Here is a 20505-nt window from a genome sequence, read left to right as displayed (position 1 = left end):
AACGCTTTCTTTTCACAAACTATCATTTTTTATCATTTGGAACATATGTCACACCAGAATGATAAACCGTAAAAAACGTGATATATCAATAATTTAAGAAGAATGATTCTTATGTAAAAACAAGGAAATAATTTTCCTTATTAAAACTGCACATTCTTTAAATAACAACAAATAAGATTTCTCTTTTTTTGAATAATTCCATTTAATTGAGAGAACGAAATCTTATTGATTAGTATTTCACAATAAATAGCGCTTTATATTGTGTTTAAAATCTGTAATGCAATTAAAAATTAGATAATAGACCAATTAATAAAAAGAAATGTACTATCTGTTTGTGAATTCACGAGCTATTAAATCCCCCACCTTTTTCCTTTTTCTTCATTAAGAGAAAAAACAAAAACAGCAACTTTAGCTCTCACTAAAGTTGCTGTTTATTATTGCTGTCCATAAGTCTCAAATTTCTCTAAGACCTCTTTCATTTGTTCTTGATTCAATAGCTTTGGCGTACCAATACAGCGTGCTCGATAATCAAGCTTGGCTAGGAACTCAATATCCTTAGCAACGCCAAAGGCACTCGCTAGATCCGGCCCAATGGTTAGAACCCCGTGATTCCCTAGCAAAATACCATTATCTTCATGGATAAAATGAAACGCTTCTTCGGCTAATTCCCGTGTACCAAAGGTTTTGTATTCGCAACAGCGAACTTTTTCGCCGACTGAGCCAATGATATAGTGCAGCGGCTCAATTTCTTGCTGCAAACAGGCAAAGGTTGTTGCGTATTCTGAATGCGTATGGACAACCGATCGGACATCTGGACGATTCGCGTAAAAAATACTGTGAAGGTCATATTCACTTGATGGTTTTCGCGTGCCCTCTACTATATTGCCCTGCAAATCCATTAAAACAATATCCTCCGGCTTTGTTTCAAAATAAGGAATGCCGCTTGGACTAATCAGCATCACTTCCTCTTCAGGTAAATAAATGCTGATATTGCCGCCTGTTCCTGTGGTTAGCTTTTCGATAATAAGTTTTTTTCCGTATTCGACGATTAACGCACGTTCTTTTAGATGTCTCATTTTCTACTCCAATCAATAAAAATTATTTTCCGGCTGTTCAGTTAAATAGCGTTTCAAATCATAGGGAGAAAATATTCCACGATCCGTAACAATTGCTCCAATCAATTCTGGTGGTGTGATATCAAAGGATGGATAAATCGCTTTGACTCCAGTCAAGGTATGCTTGATTCCATTTAGTTCCATCACTTGTTCTGGATCGCGCATCTCAATCTTGATACTTTCGTGACTCTTCTTATCCGTATCTGGAATGCCCGTAACAAAATACGGAACGCCAAAACGTTGGGCTAAAATGGCGATTTGATAGGTTCCGACTTTATTGGCGATATAACCATCTCGCGCAATTGTATCTGCGGCTGAAGTGAATAAATCAATCGTCTCATGCTCCATTAAATAAGCAATCATGTTATCGGAAACAACCGTCGTATCAAACCCCATCTCTGCACAGCAGCTGGCGGTTAGACGTGCGCCTTGTAAGTAGGGCCGAGTTTCCGCACAGAAGAAGCGCAGCGTTTTTTTCTGCTCGAGCGCTTCTCGCAGAAGCATCCCAATAATTGTTTCACCAAAACATTGGGTCAAAACAGTTCCGTTGTCTGGAATTTTTTCAATCAGATATTTTGCTACTTGATCCATTGTATAGTAGCGACGATTTAACGAATCGATCGTATTTTGTTTAATCGCTTCTGTCGGATCCATCCCTTTTTCCAATGCGTCCTCTGCGACTTCCACACAATTTTCAGTGATCAATGTCATACGATTCGCAGTCGTGGGACGTGCATTGGCGATCGTATGGGAGGCTTTTTTTAGATAGGCGATCTGATCTTTTGGCTCTAAAGCCTTACTTTCCTCAGCGGCTAACGCCATTCCCATTCCTGCCGCAGTATAAGGTCCTGCGCTTTGTGTAACCATGTCTGTGATGGCTTGCGCCACTGCTTGATGAGTCTCACATTCAACGAACGCTATCCGAGTCGGATAAATCCGACGATCCAAAATGCGCACCTTTCCGTTTTCATACCACGCAACATTCTCATATTGTAATAGCGTTGGCATCGTGTAATCTTGTCTTTCCAACCTCTTCACCTTCTAATCTATAGTGCTGGCCGCTAATTCATCGATCCCATCTACTAGCTGTCTGCCGCTAGTGATGTGCTGACGATTAATGACCATTTGTATGCCTAATTTCAGCAGCATTTGCTCTGCGACAATTTTTTTCTCGAAATCAATCAGAGACAATTCCTTCACCTTAGAATCGCCTACCACTCTGCGAATAATCTCTGTACCGGCATACCCCACCGCGTCTGACATAATTTCTTGCAGCATCGTATCCTTAAAGGCATGATGACGATATAGAGAAAAAGATACCGCTTCATCGTAGGCAACGGATAATTTCGTAAAAACTTGATCATAAACGGCTTCAATAGTCGCCATACTCCATTGATGGAAATCTTGATCCACAGTTTCATCAAATAGATTTTTGACCATCGGAAAATAGAGATGCGCCAAGACATTTCCTATGTCATACCCCGATGGACCATAAAAGGCAAACTCAGGATCAATCACCTTCAATCCTCTTTGATTGATGAAAATTGAACCTGTATGAAGATCGCCATGCAGCAGTGATTGGGCGTTGTTCATAAAATTATTTCGCAGAATCGCGACTTCTACTTGAAGGGGCACATTCTCATAAAGATTTTCTCTCACAAACTGTTCATTTCCAGAAGTTACGATATTCCGTTGCTTGTAATCATCATAAGGTTCCGTGAATACCAAATCCTCGCTGATGTCACACATTTCTGGATTGATAAATGCTTTAACACGCTGCTTTTTCTCTCCCCGATCCAAAACAAGATCACTTGTTAAAAGCAAGGTTCGCGCAAGATACTCCGCAATCTCTTCACTAAACTTAGGAAAAGTTTTCTTAGCAATCAGTTCATAGCGCATGTTCTGATACTCTGAAACATCTTCCATCGTCAAAGCATACATCTTTTGATCATAATAATAAACCTCTGGTACAAACTGCGGCGCTAATTCATTTTGCAAACGTAAAATTTCTGCTTCGATGCGATTACGATCAATTGCCAAAGGTCGTCCAGAAGAGCGCAGCAATACGTCTGCTTGTTTAATAATCAAACTTTCCTGGGTTGCCTCATTCACGACTCGAAAAACATAATTGATGTTCCCATCCCCAATTTCAGTGACGGTTAATGGTGCTTCTGTTGGAAATGCCCCTAATTTTTCCACTACATATTGTTTGATCTTTTGCGTATCCATTAAAAAGTGCTCTTGATACGCCACCGTTTCCCTCGGTGTGACTTTCATATTATCGCCTCATTCATTAAAATTATCCATTCCTTCGTCTCCCTAGTTTACTGACAGCCTTCTCTTTATTAGAAATTCTCTTCACCACAAAAAAACGAGTTTGTTCCTCGTTTTAAGGGGCATTTTTTAAATGATTCAGCTTTTCACCACAGCATTATTCATTGCAGCAACACGGATGCGCCTTATGCTTTTATACTCCTGATCAATCTATAAAAGGCCTGTCTGACGAAAAAAAACACTCATCTAAAAGTGTACATTTAAACTGGGTAAATGCAACTCTTAGATGAATGTTCTTAACTAATCGCAATCTTTGTCCCAACAGAGATCGTTGGCATTTCTTTATCTTCCACATAAAGCGTGCCTGGGAGCTCCGCTGTTTCCGAACCATCGAAGCGCAAGGTAATATGCCCTAAATCATCGAGATTCTTTTTCACTACCTCTCCAACTGCCGTAATTCTATAGGATTGATTATCAAAGAAAAAATGCATTCCCGTTGTAATCTCATCCGTAGAGGGGGTCAATTGGATGTTGTAGCAATAATCCGCTAATGTCTCCGGCGCATCATTGCCGAAAAAAATCAGCATCTTTTCTTGTTGAAACATCTCTGCCTCAGGTCCAATATTCGTCACTTGCGTCTCAAAAATCATCTTTCATCTCTCCAAACATTTTTAACTGTATAAACCAAAGCTTGCCAACCAAGCAACAACCACTCGTGGGACACCATTTAGAAAACGTGAATACAAAACAGAAGGTACGCCAACTTCAACCGTTTCTGCTTCCGCCTCTTCCAAGCCCAAGCCCACCGGAATAAAATCACACGCATTTTGTGTATTGATAGCAAATAAAGCAGGTAAGGCTAATTGCGGTGGGATATTTCCCTTACCTATTTCTACCCCGATCAAGGTTCCCAAAATCTGACTGATCACCGCTCCAGGTCCTAATAATGGCGATAAAAACGGTAGTGAGCAGATAAAGCCAATAATGATCAGGCCAATGACATTTCCAGCTAAAGGTTTCATCAGGTTCGCAAATACTGTCCCTATTCCTGAACCTTGAATAATCCCAATCAATAAGGATACAAAAGCCATGAAAGGAATAACCGTATTGATCATCGTCTGTACACCTTCACGGGCCGATTGATTGAAGGTCGCTACCACTTTCCCGGCACCCATTCCGATTTTAGCGATAAAGCTTTTTTGTTCCGCCTTTTGTTCCGTAATTTTCTTATCCGTTGAATATTTAAATTCACGTTCTGGTTTTTCTTCCGTAACGAAGGCAGGCTTATCAACCGCTTCCGATTCGTCTGCTAACATGATCTGATTTTTCCCGACTGCGGATACATAAATATCCTCATGAATGTATTGTGCCAACGGACCGCTCTTTCCCGTTGGGACGATATTGACTGTTGGAATATTCTTTTTAGGATAAATTCCGCAACGTAAAGTGCCACCACAATCAATAATTGCTAAAGCGATCTCATTATCAGGAATAGATGTCTTAAACCCATTTACCGATTCCATTCCAGATAATTCTTCGATTTTATCAACAATATCCGGTTTATCTCCGCCACCAGTTACATAGACAAATTTATGTTTCTCATCCGTTGGTGTAATAACTAACGGGCCGCCATATCCCCCTGAACCTTTTACAATTTTAATACTATTATAAGCCATTTTCGCTCCTCCTAATTCGTTTCAAAGTACTTATTTTTCTTAACGAAAAATAAATCCGATGCTCATCACATATATCATTCCATTATGCTAGCCTATTCTGCTACTGCGACCTCATCGACTTCTTTGCTCAGGTTAATTCCTTGCTGTTTGCAGACAAAGGCGGTAGTGAAGTCTGTCGTCCAGCCGCCGATAAAGTTCATGACTAGACCAACAAACATATAACGAATCGCTAATTCCATTGAATTGAGACCTAATTGCGTGATTCCTTGGGCGATCCCCATCCATACGAACAATTCTCCTGGATTGATGTGAGGAAAAACACCATTACTGGTATGACAAAATTGTGCGTTTGATGCATAATAGCTTGGCTTATAGAACTCTGGCAAAAAGCGCGCCATTGTAAAGGACATTGGATTTCCTAACATAAATGCAGAAACGAAAGGCAATACAAGATACCGTGTAAATGGGTTTTTGGAAGATACTTTCGCAACTTTTGTTACGCGCTCTTCTCCTAAAAAAGCAATTAGTGTATTCATTGCTACCATCAACATCAAAACAACTGGAACGATGCCTGTCATCCAACTAATAAATGTTTCAGCACCTGTTTGGAAAAGACTCATAAAGCCTTCCGCAAATTTTGTAATATAATCCATCATTAACACTCCTTCTTATATTTGTGAGTTGGTTTTCGTGAATTTCTCTTGGATCGAAAGTTTCATTAAAGATAATTGGTTCCCTACATTGAAGATCGGCGATACGGGGGCTTTCTCTTGATGATTGCCTCTTTCCACTTCTAAATAAATTTTTTGCGCGTTAGCCGCCGCTTGACGGGTCAATTTATTCTCCTTGATCAGTACAGGAGAATCGGTCAATTGATGAATATTGATACCAACAAATTGTGGACGCGGCTTGAAGCGTGCTAGGATTGAAGTCCCTTGCATCATCTCAGCTTCTTGAATCGTTCCTCTTTGGTCAACGCCTAACAACAAGATCGTTCCCGAAGCGATTTTTCCGGGGCGCCGTCCAATCGCTACCTTCCCTTTTCGCTTCATTCGAATATAAACAGAATTAAAATTCTTGATTTGTTTCATCCCTAGAAAAATTTGCAGAATGTATGCAATAATTGCGATCGCTCCTAAAATAAAAATATTCATATACGACTCCTTCCTGATACATGAGATTCTTCTTATCCATTTACCAATAACTGACGATATTCCTCTTTAGTTTGAATCTGCTTCACCTGTTCTCTTAACGTTTCACTGGAGGAGATGACAAAAATCGTGTCATAAAAACTTAACAGCTCTTCCTCCACTGCTAAAGTCAGATTTTCTGGAATCGCTACCATAAAAATCAACTCAATATCTTCTGTAGAACGCCCATCTGGATAAATTCCAATCGTCACAAGAATTTCCTCACTCTGCCGATTAATTCCATGGGGAAAGGCAATGCCATTATCGATGATTGCCGACTCTTCTTGAGCCTTCGTCAAAATGTAGTCTCTAAAAGAATCATCGATTAATTGTTGGACTCGCAGCTTTTCCAATAAAAGGATCAAATTCTCTTCATAAGCCAACTGCTTATCCAATTGTTCAAAAGAAAACTGAATATGCTCAAAAGTTGCTGCCTTGGAAGCAACAATTCGTTTCCATTCACTCAATAACCAGTTCTCATTAAACAAATCAGTCAGTTTTATGATAGCTGTTGTTGTCTTCGTATGCTTCAAGGGCACTGTGGTAAATACTGCGAAATAGCGATCCAAGTCCTTTGTCTCATATTCTTCCTCTGAATAATGAGCGATTCGAATATTCGGTCCTAAAACGGTTGCCAGCTGACGCTTGATCATTAAAGCCGTTCCTTTGCCAGTGTTGCAGACTACGGCGATCTCTTTCATTTTAGGTTGAGTATCTAGTTTCAATGCCAATTCAAAATAGATCGCTAAGTATGAAAGTTCGGCTCTCTGGAAAGGCTTCTGTAGATAATTGGCTAATGCAGCAATTCCTATTTCTGCTAGCTCATGGGCAAAAGCATGTTTTTGTTTAAACTCTTCACGAAAGATATCATAGGTTTCAACTTGAAAAATAAGGCGATTAATCAAAAACATAAAATGAGCACGCATATTTCGAAACAACTCTTCTTGATCTAAATTGATGATCACGGCTTCATTGATTTGATTCATCATGTAGTCAAATAAGGTTTTTACTTCTGGTGTATCTGCTTGATCCTCTGGTACCAAATTATTGTTGAAAATATTTAAGGGGAAACAGAGAAAATCAAAATCAAATTTACTGATCGTCAAATGATAATCGGTTGCCAAATTAACAAATAATTCTTCCAATAAACTGTCGTCAGAAAAATAATTAACATAATAAGCAACTGCCTGTACCAATGGCTTCCCGGATCGAATCCGTTGAATTGTTAGATTGATCGTCTTTTGTAATAAGCCTAATGTCCGAAAATCCAATTTTTTACTTAGTGCGATTTCGTCAATGGACTGCAGCAAGTCCTCTGTTAACGGAGACTGTTCCAAATAATCATAGGCATGGTGCAGGTAGAGCAGCCGCAATTGGGATTCTGTACCTGCGATCTTCAAGCCTTTATTGGGTGTACCAATCAAAGAAATTTGATATCTGGTCATCAACTGTTTTAAGTTTCGTAAATCCTTATTAACCGTTGAACGACTGACTCCTAACACTTCTGATAAATCATCGATGACGATGTAGCCCTCTTGCTTCATGAAACAATCGATTAAGACGGCAATCCGCTTTGTGCTAGAATTGAAATCTGTTTGCTGCTTTAAGCTACCGTTCATGATTTCCGAAAACTGTTGCGAATCCATCACTTTTAACGAGTAGCTCGTGTCTTTTTCCTCAATCACCGCAATTTGTTCCATTTGATCATTCAATAATTGAATCGCTTTTTTGGTGGTTTGTGCACTTGTATCGGTTATTTTCTGCAATTCATTCAAACTCAGCCGATCATGAGTAATAAAATGCTGTAATAATTGATACCAGCGATTGATTAATGCCATCTTATTACCCCACCTTCTTTTAGCCTCGTGTTTTTCCTCCGGCAACGTTGGTCGTAACGCCTGTAATATAGCTAGACCGATCAGATAAATAATAGCATACTAGATCAGCGACTTCACTGAGCTTCCCGCTGCGCCCCAAGGGGATTGTCGTTGTTTTATCATAGTTTTTACGAAGCTCTTCAACCGTAATACCCCGTGTGTAAGCTAACGCAGTCTCATAAGCCTCCGTTCGTAAACCAGTTTCTTCCATAATTCCAGGGGCGATTCCTACTACACGAATGCCCTGCTTGCCTAACTCCTTAGACCAAGACCGTGTAAAGCTATTGACGGCTGCTTTCGTTGCTGCATAAGGACTTTGGCCTTCTGATCCCTCTAATCCACATTCGGAAGACATATTGATAATGACACCTTCATGCCTTGGCATCATCACTCTTGCCACTGCCTGCGTCATAAGGAATAATCCCTTTTGATTAATTGCCATCATCTTGTCAAATACCTCATCGGATAATTCAAATTGCCCGTGGGGATTCTCCTCATCCACTAATAGACGCGGAACATTGATACCCGCATTATTGACTAAGCCGTCAATCTGACCAAATTCTTCAATCACTTTCGTAACATTTTCCTCTACTTGCTGCCGCTCTGAGATATCAGTCTGAAAGTAGTAAAGATTTTCATGAACGACCTTTCCGGGCTGAAGATCAAAGTTTGCTACCACTACTCCTTGCTCTAATAATTCATCAATGATGCTTGCACCAATACCTGAAGACCCTCCTGTTACAATCACTTTTTTTCCTGCAACGTCTAACCAATCTGACATTTACGTCCCCTCCTCTTAATTACACGCCAAGTATAGAACGCTTATTGAAAATGATTAATACGCTCTTTTTTTTCCAGTCAGAAAAAAAAGTACACTAATTTGTGAAAAGTGAGCAAAAAAGCTTAAGTAGACGATTCTACTTAAGCTTTTTCTAGGATGCTATTCATTTCTTTTTGCAGCAATTGTGGAGAACGCTCAATCGCATCAATCGTATCCCCAGCAATATGTGAGGTAATCACCACATTGTCCAATTTCAGTAAAGGTTCATTAGGTGTAATTGGCTCCTCCCATAGAACATCTATTCCTGCACCGGCGATCGTTTTATTTGTTAAGCACTCGAGCAAATCTTTTCGATTAATGATATCTGGTCGCGCTGTATTGATCAAATAGGCATTCGGTTTCATCCGTTTTAATAACGTATGGTCAATGATATTTTTCGTCTCTGGAACAACTCTTAAATGCAGGGATACCACATCTGAATCACTAAAAATTTCCTCTAATCCCTTTAGCTTCACTTGATATCCTTCTTGATCCAATGTTTTCTGATCGGTAAAAGCATCGTAGGCGCTAACCTCTAGTCCGAGGGCAGTTAATCGTTTTGCCACAATTCTTCCAATATGTCCCAATCCAACCAGACCGACCTTTAGGTTCGAGAAAGAGGTTTTGTAGGCGTCGTTCGAAAAATTTTGCGGCCAATTGCCGTTCCTCACTTGGATCGCAGATGCAGCAATGTTGCGAACAGTAGCATACATTAAACCAATGGTAAAATCAGCGACAGGTTCTGCATTACGAATGACATTAATCACCGATAGACCATCCAGCTCTTTCATTGCCTCTAAATCAATATGCTCTAATCCGCCGCGACAGGTGCCGATAAGTTTAAGCTTATTTCCATGAGCTAATAAGTTTCTTGAAACAGGCGCTAGATGTACTAACAAATACTCGGCGTTGGATACTGCGGACAATAATTCCGATGACCACTCAAAATTGTTAGGTCCGTCTTGTTCTAAAACCTTAATTACCTCACGAAATTCCGATCGAGTTTTTTCTGCTTGCCATTCGAATTTTTGAATATTGATTGGTGGATCAAGCTTCAATCCCTCTGCTGCTTTAGCTAAGTTATCTGCCGAAACAAATGGATCACCAATCACCACTACATTAGTCATTTTGCTGACCTTCTTCCGACAATATCCCTGCTTTAGGTTTCACGTGAAACTTTGCTGCTAGGTCGATAAGCTGCTGATCAGTAATCTGTTGCTTAATATCCTGTCTGGTGGAGCAAATCTGTAAATAAATTTGAGCGGCCTTTTCTGCTGTTTCAACTAGGCCAAAGGCATCATCCATGGTTTGTCCTGCGCTCATAATTCCATGGTGGGGCCAAATAACGATTCGTGACTCTCGCATTTTTTCAGCAGAGGCTGTCCCTAATTGGTTTGTCCCTGCAACCATCCATGGAAGAACCGATACACCATCTGGAAAGACAACAATACATTCTGTAATCATCTGCCAGAGCGTTTTAGTAAATTTCTTTTCATCTAGCTCATGGATAAAGGTCATTGCCGATATCGCAGTTGCATGCGTGTGTAAGATTACCCGATGCTCTGGATCTTGCGCAAGACGTACAGCATGACATTGCAGGTGCGATGCTAACTCACTCGTAGGTAAATCGTCTCCTTCTAATCCCCACAGCAAATCATATTTGTCACCTTCGGCAGTAATTCGAATGATCGCTAAACTATCCGCCGGATTCTTTTGGACATTTTTGAAATACTTGCCTGAACCGGAAACTAGAAAAATCTCTCCTGCTAAACTCTTTACAGTGAAATCTAACGCAATGGTCTTTTTTACCTGATGGACATTGAGATAATACTGTACCTCCTCCAGTGGCAGACGGTAACTAATATTTCCGCCATTTCGTTCGGCCCATCCATATGCCCATAACTGATGAGTCGCTTCGCACATTTCTCGAATAAATGGTGCTTGACTGATTTCATGAATCTTCATTCCATCACCCTCCATTATTACAAGGTTAAAGGAGGAGCGTAATTAGTCGCGCAACGATCAGAAAAGCTATCCCCAAGCCGCCATGGATCCAGTACGTTTTACTTTTAACAATATCTCCATTGGCTCCAATAACCAGCCTTTTTGCGCCATCAAAAAAGATTTTGATAAAGAATGCCAATCCAATCAAAACAAATAAATCGCTAATCATCGTCATCCTCCTTTCTCGTTATTCGTTAGTTCTGTCCATAATAGGCATTCGCCCCATGCTTACGTAAATAGTGTTTATCCAATACACGTTGTGGCAGTTCTTCTGCAAAAGAATTTAATTGACGAGTCAATAAATTCATCTTGCATACCTCCTCCAAAACCACAGCATTCATAACTGCACTATGAGCATCTTTTCCCCAAGTAAATGGGCCGTGTCCATGGAGCAGTACTCCTGGAACTTCCAAAGGCTTGATTTCGCGCTGCTTAAAGGTCTCGACAATGACATTCCCCGTCTCATGCTCATAGCCTTCATCGATTTCATTTTTGGTCAAGAAGCGCGCACATGGAACAGAGCCATAAAAGGTATCCGCATGAGTCGTCCCCATTGCTGGAACATCCAAACCTGATTGTGCCCAAGCTGCTGCCCAAGTCGAATGCGTATGAACGATTCCGCCAATTTCTGGAAATGCCTTATACAATACTGCATGAGTTGGCGTATCTGATGATGGATTCAGTTCTCCCTCGATTACCCTATTTTCTAAATCAACGACTACCATATCAGACGCCTTCATTTCTTCATAACTGACACCGCTAGGCTTAATGACAAAATAGCTTGTTTCAGGATCATAGGCACTGACATTTCCCCAGGTATATTTAATTAACCCCTGTTTAGGTAAGGCTAGATTCGCTTGAAATACTTCTTCTTTTAATTGTTCTAACATTGATTCGGTCCCCTTTTACTCTGGATTGACTGCAACAACGATTTTGTTATAAGCAAGCTCACGCTTAAACATTTTAGGCAGCACATCTGGCAAATCCGTTAACGTGATCTCATCACTCACCATTTCTTTGAATTTGATTCTGCGTTTGGACATTTCTTCTAATGTCGCTTCCCATGCACGTCCCGGATAAGGTGCGGTATAGGAATTCCATGAGCCTGTAATTGTCAGCTCTGCACGCATAATGCGTTCTGCCTCATGTTCAGACAAGGGCAGATCCTGATGGGAAATGCCTACCAATACTACCGTCCCATGTTTACGAGTAATCAATAAGGCCTGTTTCTGAGTGAATTTACTCCCCGCCGTTTCGATCACAACATGGACGCCTAAGCCTGTTTCTGCCTTGATAGCTTCTTCCAGATCCTGCTCTTTGCTGTTGATTGTCACATCTGCTCCGAGTTGTTTTGCTAATGCCAATTTTTCATCAAAAATATCGACGGCAATGACTTTTTTTGCTCCGAATATTTTCGCGATTTGAATCGCAAATTGTCCGATCGGTCCACAGCCAAGAACTGCTACTGTATCACCAACCTTCATGTTCGCCCGCTGCATTGCATGCCAGCTAATTGTCGCCGGCTCTACCCCTGCCGCTGACAACAAATCCAAATCTTCCGGCATTACCACACAGTGTGCTTCAGGAACCTTCACGTATTCAGCAAAAGCTCCATTACTGCCTGTACCGATTATGTTATAATTATCACTGAGACCATAGGAGCCTTCTTTTGTATATTCAGAATTAGGGTCCGGGATCAATGGTGCAACAGCGATCTTGTCTCCGACTTGAACTTTAGTGACCTGTGATCCTACCCGATCAACTGTTCCACTGAATTCATGTCCTAAAATGAGCGGATACATTCTTGCACCATCTTCTAAGTTTGCGCGGGGCACATCTGAGCCGCAGATCCCCGCGTAAGCGACTTTTACTAATACTTCCTCTTCACCGATATCAGGAATCTCTACCTCTTGAACTTCCAAGACACCGGGTTTTATTAATACACTTGCTTTCATCTTTTCTGTCATCTTTTCTTTCATCCTTCTCTACTAAGCTACCTTTGTTTTGGCTTCTGGAATTTCACCGCTGTTTTTCGCTGCAGCTCGTTCAACATATCCATAAAAGGCTTCTCTATTTTTACGGAATAAGAAGTAAACAACAAAGTATGCGACGATCGTCAAGCCAATCCACAATGGATTCTGACTTAAAAAGGCTAAGAAAATTAGTCCAAAAATTGGTTTTCCTAAAATATTGAAACTGGTTACCATCAATGCGCCGGCTGGTAAAGTAACCCCTACCGTTTGTGCAATCTCAGTAAACATTGGCGCAGTGTAAGAGCACATGTACAATCCTAGGCTGAACCAAATCACTCCATTGATCAGTGTTTTGGCGATATTTCCGTTTGATAAACATACCAAAGCTTGTACCATATACGGAATAGCCAATAAATCAACTACTGGCAATGTTTGGTTACCTGGTAAAATCATTGCGATGAATACCATAATTGGGATCAAAAGAATTCCTGAGATCAACGTTGCTGGTTCACCATAGCCTGTCGCATCATTTACGCCAAGATACCATTCGCGTCCCTCGTTATTGCCGCGAACATTTTTACTCGCTGCTTGTGAGATCGGGTTGAAGGCTTGTGAGAAGATTCCCGCTACTTTCGGGAAGATCGCCATCACCGCACTTGTCGCGATCGCTACTTCTGTGATCTGTCCCCAAGCAGATAGCTCTGCCAAATTGCTGATATTTCCTAAAATCCCTAAAAATAGACCTAAGAACAATCCTAACGAGATTGGTTCGCCAAGAAACCCTAACTTCTTCTGCAAGCCTTGAGGATTCAAGCGTACTTTATGCAAGCCGATCATATTCCAAATCGGGTCCATCAAGAGAGCAAAGATTCCCGGCTCGATATTATGCATAGCAATGATCGTGCAATTTGGATAGTGATAATAGCTTGACCATCTTCTGGCTAACATTTCCGATAATAATAGGCTGTACATATTCAATAAACACATTAAGACAACTGCTAAGATCATATTTTTTGTAGCTAAATACACCATCGAGCCCCAAACCATATAAGAATAGTTATTCCATAAATCAGAAGGCTGGAATACGTTGGTCCACTTCACTAAAAAAAGTACCGTCTGTAAAACTAAGGCGATCACTAGATAAATCATCCCTGCCTCTGTTGAATAGGCCACCAATGCCGTTGCTTGCCACCCTACATCAAAGGCTGGAAGATTGATTCCTGTTTGATCGACCATTTGTTGAACGACTTTCGAAATAATTGGGGTGTATGAGTTCAAAATCAAAGTAAAGCCCATCAGCCCTACACCTGCATATAATCCAGATAAAAATGCCTTTTGCGTCTTCACTTTCAATACTTTAGCAACGACAAAAATCATCACTGGAACAAATACAGCCGATCCAAACGTATCAAAAACGCTTTTTAATGTTTCTAACATCTCATTACTCCTTTTTCAATTTAATGTATTTAATTTTCAACATGCCTAAAATCGAATAAAGCAATACCTGTTTATCACTTCTTCGCAAGAAACCAAAAACAACCTGTTCTTTAAATTTTAGTTCTCTAAGGCTAATAAAACGCCGTCTACTTCTTCTAAAAATTCTTCTTCCCCAAACCCGGTTAAGAAACCGATGGCATTTACTACTGGAATTCCGTAATCCCCATCTGGTAAAGGACTTGTATACGTAATAAAATCAAACTTCCCTGTCTTTGCTAGAGACAACGCTTCGTTCGGGTTTGCCTCTGTAGTATCAACAATATAGCCTTTTTCTTCCAACGTCTCTCTTAATTTTTCCGCCACCATTGATGATGTCACCGTTCCTGATCCACACACAGACAATACATTGTATCTTTTCATTGTTGCTCCTCCTTTTATTTTCGCTTTATGCGATTTCTAATTCCATTTTTGCCACGATGTTATACATCTCTTCCACAGACGATGCGTGCTCTAAACGCTTTAATGTTTCCACATCTTGAAAAAGTCCCATCAGCTTGCTAAGCATCTTGACTTGACCATCTGGGTCCTCCACCGCCATTAAAATGACCAATGATACACGAACTTTTTCTTCTGGATTGATCATTGAGCAAACCTCGATTGGTTCTGCTAAAGTCGCGATTGCTAAAGCGGATTGGTATACATGCTCACGATCCGTATGGGGAATCGCAATCCCATAATCGCCCATCTGCAATCCCGTAGGAAAGCCCTTCTCTCTTTCCAGTACCGCTGGAACATAAGTATTTTTTACATAACCCAGCTCTTCCATTTTCCCACCCAAGAATGAAATCATCTCTTCGTAATCCTGTGGCTTCATTTTGCTAAAAAGCAACTCTCGTTTGATCACTAGATCCCTCCTATTCTGTTTTTTTGCTTCTTGCTTAACCAAAAGATAGCACGGAAACGCTTTCTTTTGAATTTCTTTTGAACTCATTTTTTACTGAACCTATTCCGTAATATTTGTATGACTTGCTGAAAACGTTGATTTCACAAGCGTTTATCTTTGTTATCTATTGGTTAAATAGCTCAATAACACAAAAATCCCCGCTCTCCAGAAGAACGAGGATTTCATTTTTACTATTTTTTGAAATCTTGGATAACCGCTAAAAGCGCGTCTTTATCTTGCGCCTGATCCAATCGCTGAATCGTTTTTGGATCGCTTGCGATTTTCAATAGCTGCATCATTGGTTGGATATGCATTTTTTTGTCAATCGCTGAAATAACCACTACATATCGGTAGCACTGTCCTTGACTGGAGAAACCCTGTGGGATTTTGGCTAAACACATGCCCAGTTCACGAGCCCCATTTTCAGGAATGGTATGGGGAATCACGATCTGATTTCCCAATACGATACTGGGAGTGACCTCCGGAAACTGTTCCTCAAGATGGCTTAAGTAGCTCGGCTCAACGATTCCACGATCAATCAAATTTTGTGTTGCTGCTTGCAGTATTTCCAGCCAAGTTAGTTTATTCGGTAAGATGACAATACTTTCCTTCGTAATCAGGTCACTTAAATTCAACTTCGTTTCATTCGTCAAGATTTCTTGATCTTGAATTTGAAAAATCGAATTGTAGGAAATCATTAACTCTTTACGAATCTTCCCTTCTGTCTCATCATCCATAGGAAGGTGTTTTCTGACGATGGACAGGATGTGATCCGGCTGTAATTTATAACTATCAATTTTATAAATCAGCTGGATGACTTCATTGACGATTAACGTTTTGTTCATCGCTGAAAGATCATTGCCTACAACGATCACCGGGAACTCTGTCGTTAAAGGCGTAGTTGAGAAGATCAATTGAACCTCTAGGCACTCCTCTTTTTCGTAAAATTCACGAATCGAAAAAGAGCTGACAAAATGAATCATCGGAAACCAGTTATCTAACGTTTTTTCCAGCAGTTTTGAACTAATGATACCGTTCGGGCAAACTACCGCAGCTTTGACAATCGTATTATCAAGATTGATTGGTTTTTCCTTTTGCATATACGCGCCAATGAACATAGTGATCAGATATATTTCATCGTTGGGAATTCGTTCTTCAAAAAATTCCTCTAAGGGCGCAATCGATGATTTCACAATAAAGAACAGCGGATCCAATTGGTTCTTAACGATATCCGTAAGCATATAATCGGAAGTCAAACCATAGCGAATGCGATAATAGGCGGGGGTTAAATGCAACGCTAAATTCTCAATTAATTGGGCTTTGTCATTCAGTTGAATGATTGTATTTTTTTCTAGCTGAGCAATAAACAATTCGATGTGTTTTCGCAGCTCCACTTTATTAAGTGAAAAGATATTGCTTAAATCAGTAATTTTTAAGGACAGGATATAAAGACACAGATAAAGATGTTCCGTATAGGATTTCGGGAGCATGCTTTGTCCAGCCAATACTTTTACGATTGCCGCATATTCGTTGGTATCCATAATTTCTTTTGCCAGCAAGCCAAAACGCTGCTCAATAAGATGCTCGTTCTTTACTCGACGATCCAGCAAGACTAAGAAATAAGGAGCTGTCTGAATTCTATTATCGGTATACTGAACTTGCAGTTCTTCTTCCACCAAGCGCAACATTCTTCTCTGGGCCTCAATTTCCGTTACCTGAATGTCCAAATATTTTTCAAAAATAAGGCGATTGTAAATCGATTCCATCACTTGATCCGTTACAACAAGAATCAATCCACGAATCGCTTCCTCATCTCCTCGAAAATAGTATCCACCCTTTCTAGAATAATCGATGGTCAGCTTATGTCTGCTCAGTTGTTTCTTGAGTTTCTTGATGTCCGAGACAATCGTATTTTTACTCACCTCTAAACTTTCCGAAAAGTGATAAAGCGAGAGATAGTCTGCGGAAAAAATCAATAATAAAATAACTAGCAATCGATGATCCTCATCTAGAAAACTATTTTCATCTGCCTGTAATTGACTTTCACTATTCATGATTCCCGAAAAGTCATCCACCACCTTTGTATCAACGACAAAACCCCCATTGCGTGATCGAATAATCTTTCGGTAGCTATTCTCTTCCAGATAGTCATTTATTTTTTTCAGTGCGTAATCTAATTGATTGCGAGTGAGTCGGTATTTTTCCATGATTTCTTTGGAAGAAATTTTTACTGTAGAAGCGACGGTTTGTAAAACCTGAACACTCCGATTATCAAGGTCCATCTGTTTCCCTCCTGTCTGCCATTTTTTCCTTTAGTCTAGCCTGAACAAGAAAAATAGTAAACGGTTTCTTTTTGAAAGAATTTTAAAATAACAAAAAAGTTGCACTGAAATAACAGTGCAACTTCCTTCGTTTTATTAAAATTCTCCTGGATTTGATTCGATCATTACTTTGATCTCGTTGCCCTCCATCACTTTATCAAAGGCTTCACGCCAATCTGTCAACGGATATTTTTTCGTGATCATTTCTTCGATATTAATCGCACCCTTCGCCAATAGATGAATCGCGATTGGCCAATCATATGGGTTTTGCGAACGACTGCCAATGTATTCGATCTCTCGTTGGATAATGGATTCCGTATCCAAATCCACCATTTTGTTCGCGAATAGACCAACTTGAATGAATTGCCCTTGTTTGCGGATCAATGGTAGACTGGCATTCACCGCAGGCACTGCGCCAGAGGCGTCATAAACCTTATCCACTCCGTAGCCATCCGTCACTTCATTAACGATCTTAGCCAGATCTTCCTTCATCGTATCCACGATGACATCCGCCCCAAGTTTTTTCGCTAATTCTAAACGGTGCGCGTCTTTCGTGATACCCGTCATAATAACGAATGCCCCAATTTCTTTGGCAATCTGTAACAAGAACAAGCCAATAGGACCAGGTCCCATAATAATGATCGTCTCTTTCAGTTCTAAATGACTCTTTTGATACATTGCATGTACACAGCAGGCCAGTGGTTCACTCATCGCCGCGCCTTCATAACTCAAATGATCCGGCAATAAATGAATACTTTCCTCACGTGCCAATACATAATTGGCCATTGATCCATTTTGCTGCGTACCGATTCCCTTGCGATGCGGACATAAGTTGTATTGCTTTTCCTTACAGTAGTCGCATTCACCGCAGACATAAAAGGTCGTCTCACTAGTCACGCGATCGCCTACTTTGATCTTAGTTACCTTTTCTCCTACTTCAACCACTTGACCAGAAAATTCGTGTCCTAGTACGACAGGCGTGGTAGGATTTTTATATTCGCCTTTAAAGGTATGAATATCTGACCCACAGATACCCGTGTAGGCTACTTTAATCAATACCTTATCCTCTGTTGCTTCAGGTACTGCTAAGTCAATAAACTCCATTTGGTCATAGCCAGGTGCCTGTTTGGAAACACCCTTCATTGTTTTACTCATTGATATAAGCCTCCTACATTACTTGTGCAACTAATTCTGAGAGTTTCAAGAAGATCCATTTTAAGAAGTTCCCACCTGTGTCCAAGTTCGTGATTTCTGCTGCCCCGTCTGGGAACTTCACGATACCTTGTGCCATTTCGGTAATAACTGGTGCAAAGTTTGTTGCCATCAGCAGTGCTACTGCCATTACGACCGTTAACGAAATAACTGAGTGTAAAATATTTCCCTTACGACTAGGTACAACTAACGCTGCGAAGAAGGGAATTGTCGCTAAGTCTCCAAAAGGCAAGACACGGTTTCCTGGTAAAATAACTGCTAAAAACAAAGTGATCGGCACCATCAAAAGACCGGTGGACAATGCCGCTGGTGAACCTGTTGCTAATGCAGCATCCATTCCTAAATAAATTTCGCGATCTCCATAACGGCTTTGCAGTAATTTTTGCGCACCTTCTTGAATCGGGATCAATCCCTCCATCAAGATTTTTACCATTCGCGGCATTAAGAACATGACACCGCCCATGTTCATTCCGATTTGCAGGATGCCAATAAAGTCATAGCCTCCCAGCAAGCCTAGGAACATCCCGATAATGATCCCCATGATCATTGGTTCACCGAAAATCCCAAAACGTTTTTGAATTGTTTCAGGTTTTACATCTAATTTATTGATACCAGGAATCTTATCCACCAGCCAGCCGACCGGTAAAGCTAAAACTGCATAACCTTGCGCCGAACCTGTGGTGATGCTGATTCCTTCTAAACCATAATATTCTTGAACTTTAGGTGCTGTCTTATCTGCAATGATTTGAATAATGATTGTAAACAAAATCCCGCACAGGATGCCAAAGAAAAAACTTTTTGTTACAATATAACCAGTTGCTGCCACAGAACTAACATGCCAGTAGTTCCAGATGTCAATATTCAGTGTTTTCGTTCGATTTAATGCCAACATAATTAAATTTACGATCAAGATCACTGGAATCATCACAGCCGCGATTGGTTGCGCCCATGTCCCGGCTGAGACTGCTGGCCAGCCAGCATCAATGATCGTCAAGTTCAGACCGAACCGCTCGACCATCGCTTGTGCTGCTGGGCCTACATTTGTGGTCAATACCGTGATAACCAAGTTGATCCCGATCATTCCGATACCAACTGTAATTCCGGAAATAATTGCTTTTTTCAATGGAACCCTAAAAATAATTCCGACAATGAAAATGATAATAGGGAGCATGACACTCGGGCCAGCACCTAAAATACTCTGCACCACATCCATTAAGCTATCCATTTCATTCATTCCTCCTAATTTGTTTAAATATATTTATTTTTAAACTAAAAATAAATCAGCGTCTTACCACATACGTCCTTTCCGCAAATTGCAAAATCCTATTGATCCGTAAAACGCGGAAAGAACATACATGTAGTTAAAAATTATTGAATGCCCTTTGCTGCTTCGATGATTTGATTCTCAACTTTTTCGGTTCCGATCCCCGTCAAAAAGGCCATTGCTGAGATCGCAGGAATTTTGTATTGAGTCGGCAACATGGTCGTTGAAATCAACATGTCTGCTTCATCTTGTTTTCCAGCTGCTTCTGCGATCTTGATCTGTGTGATTTCCACCGGCATATCATTTCTGGCAAATAAATCCTCTACCTTTTTCATAACGACTGTTGATGTTGCGATCCCTGCTCCACAAGCTACTAATACTCGAATTGTTTTCATAATG

21 protein-coding genes are annotated in these 20505 nt (G+C 40.5%); all 21 read right to left on the bottom strand.

What is annotated here, in order from left to right; all coding sequences use genetic code 11:
• Positions 1–434 precede the first annotated feature (434 nt).
• Positions 435–1076, bottom strand: coding sequence for an L-fuculose-phosphate aldolase (locus RV13_RS12980; protein WP_010747370.1), 642 nt, complete (start codon positions 1074–1076; stop codon positions 435–437).
• Positions 1077–1088: 12 nt separating this feature from the next.
• Positions 1089–2144, bottom strand: a complete 1056-nt coding sequence (locus RV13_RS12975; protein WP_010747371.1) for a s-methyl-5-thioribose-1-phosphate isomerase — start codon at positions 2142–2144, stop codon at positions 1089–1091.
• Positions 2145–2156: 12 nt separating this feature from the next.
• Positions 2157–3392: an S-methyl-5-thioribose kinase gene (gene mtnK, locus RV13_RS12970; RefSeq protein ID WP_010747372.1), complete on the bottom strand. Its 1236-nt coding sequence runs from the start codon at positions 3390–3392 to the stop codon at positions 2157–2159.
• Positions 3393–3685: 293 nt separating this feature from the next.
• Positions 3686–4039, bottom strand: coding sequence for a PTS glucitol/sorbitol transporter subunit IIA (locus tag RV13_RS12965; protein WP_010747373.1), 354 nt, complete (start codon positions 4037–4039; stop codon positions 3686–3688).
• A 21-nt stretch (positions 4040–4060) separates the two neighbouring features.
• Positions 4061–5065: a PTS glucitol/sorbitol transporter subunit IIB gene (gene srlE / locus RV13_RS12960; protein WP_010747374.1), complete on the bottom strand. Its 1005-nt coding sequence runs from the start codon at positions 5063–5065 to the stop codon at positions 4061–4063.
• A 92-nt stretch (positions 5066–5157) separates the two neighbouring features.
• Entirely contained in the window at positions 5158–5718 is a 561-nt protein-coding gene (gene srlA / locus RV13_RS12955; protein WP_010747375.1) for a PTS glucitol/sorbitol transporter subunit IIC, read from the bottom strand.
• A gap of 15 nt (positions 5719–5733) precedes the next feature.
• A complete protein-coding gene (locus tag RV13_RS12950) occupies positions 5734–6219 on the bottom strand; it encodes a transcriptional regulator GutM (protein ID WP_010747376.1) in 486 nt (161 codons plus the stop codon).
• 32 nt (positions 6220–6251) lie between these two features.
• The gene (locus tag RV13_RS12945) at positions 6252–8093 is read right to left on the bottom strand and encodes a BglG family transcription antiterminator (protein ID WP_010747377.1); all 1842 of its coding nucleotides are present in this window, start codon (positions 8091–8093) and stop codon (positions 6252–6254) included.
• A 19-nt stretch (positions 8094–8112) separates the two neighbouring features.
• A complete protein-coding gene (locus RV13_RS12940) occupies positions 8113–8913 on the bottom strand; it encodes an SDR family oxidoreductase (RefSeq protein ID WP_010747378.1) in 801 nt (266 codons plus the stop codon).
• A gap of 140 nt (positions 8914–9053) precedes the next feature.
• A complete protein-coding gene (locus RV13_RS12935; protein ID WP_010747379.1) occupies positions 9054–10079 on the bottom strand; it encodes an NAD(P)-dependent oxidoreductase in 1026 nt (341 codons plus the stop codon).
• A complete protein-coding gene (gene rhaD, locus RV13_RS12930) occupies positions 10072–10917 on the bottom strand; it encodes a rhamnulose-1-phosphate aldolase (RefSeq protein WP_010747380.1) in 846 nt (281 codons plus the stop codon). Before rhaD ends, RV13_RS12935 begins: the two co-directional genes overlap by 8 nt.
• Before the next feature lie 25 nt (positions 10918–10942).
• Positions 10943–11125, bottom strand: coding sequence for a hypothetical protein (locus tag RV13_RS12925; RefSeq protein WP_010747381.1), 183 nt, complete (start codon positions 11123–11125; stop codon positions 10943–10945).
• A gap of 25 nt (positions 11126–11150) precedes the next feature.
• Positions 11151–11846, bottom strand: coding sequence for an L-ribulose-5-phosphate 4-epimerase (locus RV13_RS12920; protein WP_010747382.1), 696 nt, complete (start codon positions 11844–11846; stop codon positions 11151–11153).
• Positions 11847–11861: 15 nt separating this feature from the next.
• Positions 11862–12923, bottom strand: a complete 1062-nt coding sequence (locus RV13_RS12915) for a galactitol-1-phosphate 5-dehydrogenase (RefSeq protein WP_010747383.1) — start codon at positions 12921–12923, stop codon at positions 11862–11864.
• A gap of 21 nt (positions 12924–12944) precedes the next feature.
• Entirely contained in the window at positions 12945–14366 is a 1422-nt protein-coding gene (locus tag RV13_RS12910) for a PTS galactitol transporter subunit IIC (protein WP_010747384.1), read from the bottom strand.
• Between the two features lie 117 nt (positions 14367–14483).
• A complete protein-coding gene (locus RV13_RS12905; RefSeq protein WP_010747385.1) occupies positions 14484–14786 on the bottom strand; it encodes a PTS sugar transporter subunit IIB in 303 nt (100 codons plus the stop codon).
• Positions 14787–14811: 25 nt separating this feature from the next.
• Positions 14812–15270, bottom strand: coding sequence for a PTS sugar transporter subunit IIA (locus RV13_RS12900; protein WP_010747386.1), 459 nt, complete (start codon positions 15268–15270; stop codon positions 14812–14814).
• Positions 15271–15500: 230 nt separating this feature from the next.
• Positions 15501–17591 (bottom strand): BglG family transcription antiterminator, encoded by a 2091-nt coding sequence (locus RV13_RS12895; protein WP_010747387.1) that lies wholly within the window; start codon positions 17589–17591, stop codon positions 15501–15503.
• Positions 17592–17726: 135 nt separating this feature from the next.
• Positions 17727–18785, bottom strand: a complete 1059-nt coding sequence (locus RV13_RS12890) for a zinc-binding dehydrogenase (protein ID WP_010747388.1) — start codon at positions 18783–18785, stop codon at positions 17727–17729.
• A gap of 13 nt (positions 18786–18798) precedes the next feature.
• The gene (locus RV13_RS12885; protein ID WP_010747389.1) at positions 18799–20067 is read right to left on the bottom strand and encodes a PTS galactitol transporter subunit IIC; all 1269 of its coding nucleotides are present in this window, start codon (positions 20065–20067) and stop codon (positions 18799–18801) included.
• A gap of 143 nt (positions 20068–20210) precedes the next feature.
• Positions 20211–20501 (bottom strand): PTS sugar transporter subunit IIB, encoded by a 291-nt coding sequence (locus RV13_RS12880; protein WP_010747390.1) that lies wholly within the window; start codon positions 20499–20501, stop codon positions 20211–20213.
• Between the last annotated feature and the right edge of the window lie 4 nt (positions 20502–20505).

The organism is Enterococcus raffinosus, from assembly GCF_001886185.1.
GTDB lineage: Bacteria > Bacillota > Bacilli > Lactobacillales > Enterococcaceae > Enterococcus_A > Enterococcus_A raffinosus.
This window is presented reverse-complemented; position numbering and strand designations above follow the sequence as displayed.